Genomic DNA, 6152 nt, shown 5'->3' on the forward strand with positions numbered 1-6152 from the left:
GTAATTCATTAAATCACCAAGGGTGCAGCTTGACAAACATTAGCTGGTTTTTATTTTCAACAGAAATGAGAGGATGACAACACGATGAGTCTGGACATTAAGCAGCGATTGCTGCCCGACGGGCGGCCGAACAAGCCAAACCGGCTGATGAAGCCGCAATATATTACGATCCATAATACGGACAATCCGGCTCCCGGCGCCACAGCCGAGGCGCATTCCCGCTATATTCTGAACGGAAGCGGCGGGGAGAAGAAGAGCTGGCACTATACGGTCGATGACCATGAGATCTATCAGCATCTGCGCGAAGATGAGCAGGGATGGCATGCGGGGGACGGCAACGGACCCGGCAATCTGCTGTCGCTTGGCGTCGAGATCTGCATGTACGAGGGGATGGATGAGCCGAAGGCGTGGCGGCGGGCTGCGGAACTGACCGCCTGGCTGGCGGAGAAGCACGGCATTGCCATGGAGCGTATCGTTCCGCACCGCCAATGGAGCGGGAAGGCTTGCCCGTCGCGGGTGCTGCCGCGCTGGCAGGAGTTCATGAACCTCGTGGAAGAGCAGCGGGGAGGACAAGGCAAGCCCGAGGAGCGGGACTATGCAGGCCACTGGGCCGAATCATCGATCCAGTATGCGATCGCCAATGGAATTATGGCGGGCCGCGGTTCCGGGTTTGCCCCGAATGAGCCGGTCACGCGTGCCGAACTGGCGGTCGTCGCCGAGCGCCTGTGCAAGCAAATGAAAGCATAGCCCTTCTTGTACCGCGAGGCTCTCTGGTCCTATCGCCATCTTTTGGAAAATGGTAACATAGAAAAAACGAAGCTTCCGCATAGGGAGGAGATTATGGATACCATCGAGATCGAACCGGGACAAAGCATTGGAACGATAAAGCTAGAGATGAGCGATAGCCCCGGCAAGTATACGCCTCCCCCATCTGGTACAAGCTAAGGGGATGAAGCAGTGTTGCCTCTCAGCAACTTTCATTAACGGTCCCAACTTTTCTACCAGGCAGCAACAGGTTGTTGCCGGCTCAAGAGTTGTATGGGGGGTCAACACTGTTTCTGTAGACCCACACGGGATCCGTCTGATACGATAGTAACTCAACATTAACGCTGAAAAACTCCATCAGCTCGATGACAGTTCTTCGTAGTGGCGGATTGATAGCGGGGGAGGGGCTTGACCGTGAGTGCGGATGTATACGCGGATATGAAGCAGGGAGAAAAAGGGGCATGGATTAGCATCGCCGCTTATATTGTCTTGTCCGGCGTCAAGCTAATGATTGGCTGGATGTATCAGTCGCAAGCGCTGCAGGCTGACGGCTGGAACAACCTGACCGATATTATCGCGTCGTTGGCCGTCCTTATCGGTCTGCGCATCTCGCAGAAGCCGCCGGATCGGGATCATCCGTACGGACATTTGCGGGCGGAAACGATCGCGGCGCTGATCGCGTCCTTCATTATGGCGACGGTCGGCATTCAGGTCATTCTGTCCACCGCAGGCTCCTGGTTCGCCGGGGGAGAGAGCAGCCCGAGCCCGGTTACCGGTTGGGTGGCGCTGGCCAGTGCGGCTATTATGCTTGCCGTATACACCTACAATAAGCGTCTCGCAACGCGAATCCGCAATCAGGCGCTTATGGCGGCGGCACAGGACAATCGCTCCGATGCTTTTGTCAGCATTGGCGCGGCGGTGGGCATCTTCGGCGCGCAATTCGGAATGAGCTGGCTTGATCCGCTGGCGGCGCTGACCGTCGGCATCCTGATTTGCAAGACAGCGTGGAATATTTTCCGCGAGGCCACTCATACGTTAACGGACGGCTTCGACGAAGCCCAACTGGAGCGGTTGCGGAAGACGGTGGAGAGCACGGAAGGCGTGCGGGCGATTCGCGAGGTGAAGGCCCGGCTGCATGGAAGCCTGGTGCTGGTGGATGTCGTCGTGCTGGTCGATGCGGGATTGAGTCTCGTGGAGGGCCATCGCATCTGCGACGATATCGAGCAGCGGATGCAGCGCAAGCATAATATTGCCCATGTCCATGTTCACGTCGAGCCGATGGTATCAGGAGCGGAGCCGAAGCGGCTTCAAGGACGGACGGTTCATTAAGCGGATGCCGTGCCGGAATCATGTTCTTTGATCAGAAAAGCGTTCGAAGACTCTGAGCGATCAGACTCTTTTGGACGCTTTTATATGATCGGGAGGGGTATGGCGTAACCGAACAAGGTACTTCTTTTCAAAAAAAACGATTGACAAATACCTTAATTTTTAAATATGATGTCGTTAACAAACATTCCCAAAAATGTTCGGGAATGTTCGGGATTCCTCTTCTTTTATGGCGAAGTCAATCATCATACATACCCTCTCGGCCGCTCTGTTTGATTGCTTCGCGATTAAGAAAATCCGGATCCGGAAGGGGGAGAGATAACGTAGCTTGATTTTGTATTCGGTTATCGGTAAAAATTTGCGCATGCAGCATTTCCAAGAACACTCCAGTGCAGCATTCTCTTTGCCGCCAGGCGACTCCAGGTGCTTTTACCTTCGTTTTATGTTCTCGAACCCTTGCCATCCTTCAGATCTGCACATCATCTTTGCAACTACCTCCTTCATGGTTTTTTCACTCCCGTATTCTACAGCAAAAAGCATGGTAAAGAAGTTTAAAAACGAATAAGAAAAGAGGTTGATGCGAATGAAAGCAAGGTTATTATCGGTTTTCGTCTCTTTCTTGCTTCTTGTCTCGCTTGTGCCCACTGTAGCCTCCGCTGCCCAAAACCATTCGATCCCTTCCGGGTGGGATTTATATTCTATTACCTTTGCCAGCGCGGACAGTGACAACGGACTCTGTGCTCAAGGGGCCAAAAACTGGACGGCGGCTGCGGGAACGACCATGAACGAGAAATCGTCCTCCCAGAATAAATGCTATTATCGAGACTATCCTGAGTCATGGTATGGCCTGTACAGCAAAAATAGCTCCTACTTTACGATTAAGGTGAACAAGAGATTACTGGCTCGCGATTTCCCGAGTTCAGTTTGGAACGCCAGTCTCAGCTCCACGACCCACGAGTTCGGCCATACTCAATTTCTGGGGGATCATGATACGGCGGGCGAGGGAGTCTACGGAACCACGTCCATCATGAGCTACAACCGAAATCGCGCCACGATGACTACGCCGCAGTCTCACGATTTGAGCGACCTCCAGCAATTAAGAAATTCTTCTGTCGCGCCTGCCTCCGCGGATGAAGCCGTCTATGCGGACTTTCCTTACTACCATATTGAAGAAATGTTAGATGGCAATACCGACTTGGTTGTCGTTGCGTATGTCGATGCGGTGAGTGAAATCCAGGAAAACGGAGCCGATCCGCTTGCTGCGCATCAAGAGTCTGTCCTGCGTATCGATGACACGCTGTATGGTGAGTCAGAATCGCCAACGATTAAGCTCTATCAATCCGTTGACAAGGTGAAGGCCGGCCAACAATATTTGCTCTTCCTCTCATACCGGCCGGACATCGGGCAATATGTCGTATCCGATGGCGCCTCCCAAACGATTGTAAATCAGTACAAAGCAAAATCGATTCAAGCCGCCTCCGAGAAAAAGCTAACGGTAAACATCAAAGGCATGAAAGGCCAATATTCGAATGAGGAGCTGAGACAGCTTTTGAGCGTAAAGTATAAATAATGCATTCCATCCAATCGCATTGATCGCGCACCGGCTCCAGGCATACGCTTGGGCCGGTACATGTTCTCCCCCTGCTGCATAGTGTTCTTTGGCGAAGCGCCAGCGGGGACCATTAAACTCTATCAATCCGGAAACAAAGTACAAGCGAACCAGGAATATTTACGGTTACTGTCTTGACTGATATTAATAAAAAGCGTGCAGTCAGACTCGGGATTCGAACCCGATTCTGCCTGCACGCTTTTTTGGTATTAGGAAGGCGACCCGTCCGCCTCTGCTTCCAGCGCTGCGATGAATTCATGGGGCTGATCGAGGCAGAGCGCGATATGCTCCAGGTCGCGGCTGCTTCCGAACCGGCCCGTGACCGATGCGGGAGCCGTTAAATCTAGCATTATATTTGGCGTGCCGAACAAGGGGGCGGCCGTATGGCGCAGCTCGTCATTCGACAGCGGTCCCTTCAAGAACCGGATGGCGGAAATCTGATCCCGATCCGATATCGGTCCAGATGTCGTGTGCGATGCGGATTCGGATGAGGCGCTCCGTCACCACCACCGGATTCAGCTTCGTCAGACGGTAATCCGCGATAAGGACGAAGATGAGGTATACGTTGGACAGCGATAAAATCCATGCCGCGAGCGCCGACCACTGGTGCACGAGAAAATGCAGGCCGATTCCTTCCAGGACAACTCCTCTCAGTCAATCAGCCTTTTTCTATAATATACCTTAATTTCCTGGGTAATAGTTACAAAATATTCTTTTTTCTTACGGTTATTAGGTATATTGAACTAGAGAAGGTTACAATTTTGTCTATTTTTAAGCAGATTGTCGGATAGCTTCCCCTGTCCGGCTCTATTTATAATTAGGGCAAGTTGTTTCTGGGATGTCATAACAATTTTAGTATAACTATTAAAAAATACTATTCTTTGACATCCTGTTCATATGAACAACAACTCAATATTCCTTTGCAGCGTCACACTACAGCATTGGTAGAACAACAAGGAGGATGACATGAAAAAACAACTATTGTTAGGATTATTGATGGTAACGATGGCAGGACAAGTATTCACAGGGGTATCCCAGGCTGCCGAAGCTCCCCAGGCTGCCGCGACGGCGCAGCAGGTGTCGGCCAATCAGACGGGTAATATTATCGCTTCGGTTAATTTGCGCAAGGAACCTTCTACGTCTTCTTCAGCTATCCGTTTGATGAAAAAAGGCGAGAAAGTTACGATATTGGACAAGCATAACAGCTATTGGTACAAAGTACGGGACGAAAAAGGCAACACTGGATATATGAGCACGAGCAGCAAATACATAGAGGTGGCGAATTCCTCTACAGGCAATAAGCCATCCGAGTCTAACCAGTCAGCCGACATCGAGAAGGTCATCAAGGTCGGACAAAAATATTTGGGCACGCCGTACGAATTCGGATCCAACCGGAACAGCACCAAAACGTTCGATTGCTCCGCCTTCGTCAGACAAGCCTATAAGGAAGCGCTCGGCATCGTGCTGCCGACGGATTCACGCAAGCAAGGAAGCTGGATTAAGGAGAATTCCACGGCGAAGACGAGCATCAGCCAGTTGAAGCGCGGCGATCTCATGTTCTTCATGTCCTATAAGGGATCCAAGGCCTCTGATTATAAAGGCGTCAACAAGAGCACGGAGCGGATTACGCATGTAGGGATTTACTTGGGAGACGGCAAAATTCTGCATACGTACTCCCAAAAATCCGGCGGCGTGCGGGTCGACAATGTGCTCAACACCACTTGGGAGCACCGCTTCCTGTTCGGTGGCAGCGTAGTGAAGTAGGTTTGGAATCGCTTAAACACGGCTCTACAGGCACTTCTGTTGCCTTGGATCTGAAAAGAGGCCCTACAGGGCCTCTTTTCAAATTAATAGACAAACTCCCGTGAAACATTACATCCATATTTTCAAATACGAAATCGGAATGAGGAGATGGGCGACTCTTTTCATCCTCGCAAGGTCGTTCACCGCATCCCATGCTTCTCCTTTAAATCCGCAAAAACTCGCTTGATTGTCCTGCATAGATCCCAGGCTGTTGAGAAAGTCCAAGGGATTTTGTGGCACTTGATTTTTTATGTGGTGGATCTCGTCTCTCAGTAGAAAAAATCGATTTAAAACGCTATGGGTTCAAGTTTTAGGTAGGAAAATGGAAAATCCACCCCTTCGTAAAAAACAGGGAAGGTTCCAACGGCCTGAAAACTGAACCATTTCCCTAGACACGTCTATCCGGTAGGCGAAATCCGCAAAACTGCACGATTTCTCCAGACACGCCTATTCGGTAAGCGAAATCCTGCGCAAATACAGCAATTCGATACGGACGACTTTTACCAGAAAGGGAATCCTGCAAAACTGCAGGAATTTCACCCGTTTCGCTTCGGCTTGAAGCAAAAGGGCCTAAAATGACACTAGCGTTGCATCTCACGACGTTCACCATAAGTCTCTATATTTGTAACTTATTGAACTATATTCGTGG

6 protein-coding genes are annotated in these 6152 nt (G+C 50.7%); 4 read left to right on the forward strand and 2 right to left on the reverse strand.

Translation table 11 applies throughout. The annotated features are described in order from the left end of the window. The first annotated feature begins 84 nt into the window (after positions 1-84). The 3 genes from DQX05_RS29710 (at position 85) to DQX05_RS29730 (ending at position 3661) form a co-directional block, all read left to right on the forward strand. A complete protein-coding gene (locus tag DQX05_RS29710) occupies positions 85-747 on the forward strand; it encodes an N-acetylmuramoyl-L-alanine amidase (RefSeq protein WP_119796837.1) in 663 nt (220 codons plus the stop codon). A gap of 432 nt (positions 748-1179) precedes the next feature. Beyond that, positions 1180-2094 (forward strand): cation diffusion facilitator family transporter, encoded by a 915-nt coding sequence (locus DQX05_RS29715; RefSeq protein WP_119796838.1) that lies wholly within the window; start codon positions 1180-1182, stop codon positions 2092-2094. A gap of 580 nt (positions 2095-2674) precedes the next feature. Beyond that, entirely contained in the window at positions 2675-3661 is a 987-nt protein-coding gene (locus tag DQX05_RS29730) for a hypothetical protein (RefSeq protein ID WP_147385251.1), read from the forward strand. A gap of 248 nt (positions 3662-3909) precedes the next feature. Here the strand turns inward: DQX05_RS29730 and DQX05_RS29735 are convergent, their stop codons facing one another. Both DQX05_RS29735 and DQX05_RS29740 read right to left on the reverse strand, forming a co-directional pair. After that, positions 3910-4050 (reverse strand): hypothetical protein, encoded by a 141-nt coding sequence (locus tag DQX05_RS29735; RefSeq protein ID WP_182914966.1) that lies wholly within the window; start codon positions 4048-4050, stop codon positions 3910-3912. 46 nt (positions 4051-4096) lie between these two features. Beyond that, entirely contained in the window at positions 4097-4312 is a 216-nt protein-coding gene (locus DQX05_RS29740) for a hypothetical protein (protein ID WP_119796843.1), read from the reverse strand. Between the two features lie 354 nt (positions 4313-4666). Between DQX05_RS29740 and DQX05_RS29745 the strand changes: the two genes are divergently transcribed. Continuing rightward, a complete protein-coding gene (locus tag DQX05_RS29745; protein WP_119796844.1) occupies positions 4667-5464 on the forward strand; it encodes a C40 family peptidase in 798 nt (265 codons plus the stop codon). Positions 5465-6152: the final 688 nt, after the last annotated feature.

The sequence above is a fragment of the Paenibacillus thiaminolyticus genome, assembly GCF_003591545.1.
Classification (GTDB): Bacteria; Bacillota; Bacilli; order Paenibacillales; family Paenibacillaceae; genus Paenibacillus_B; species Paenibacillus_B thiaminolyticus_A.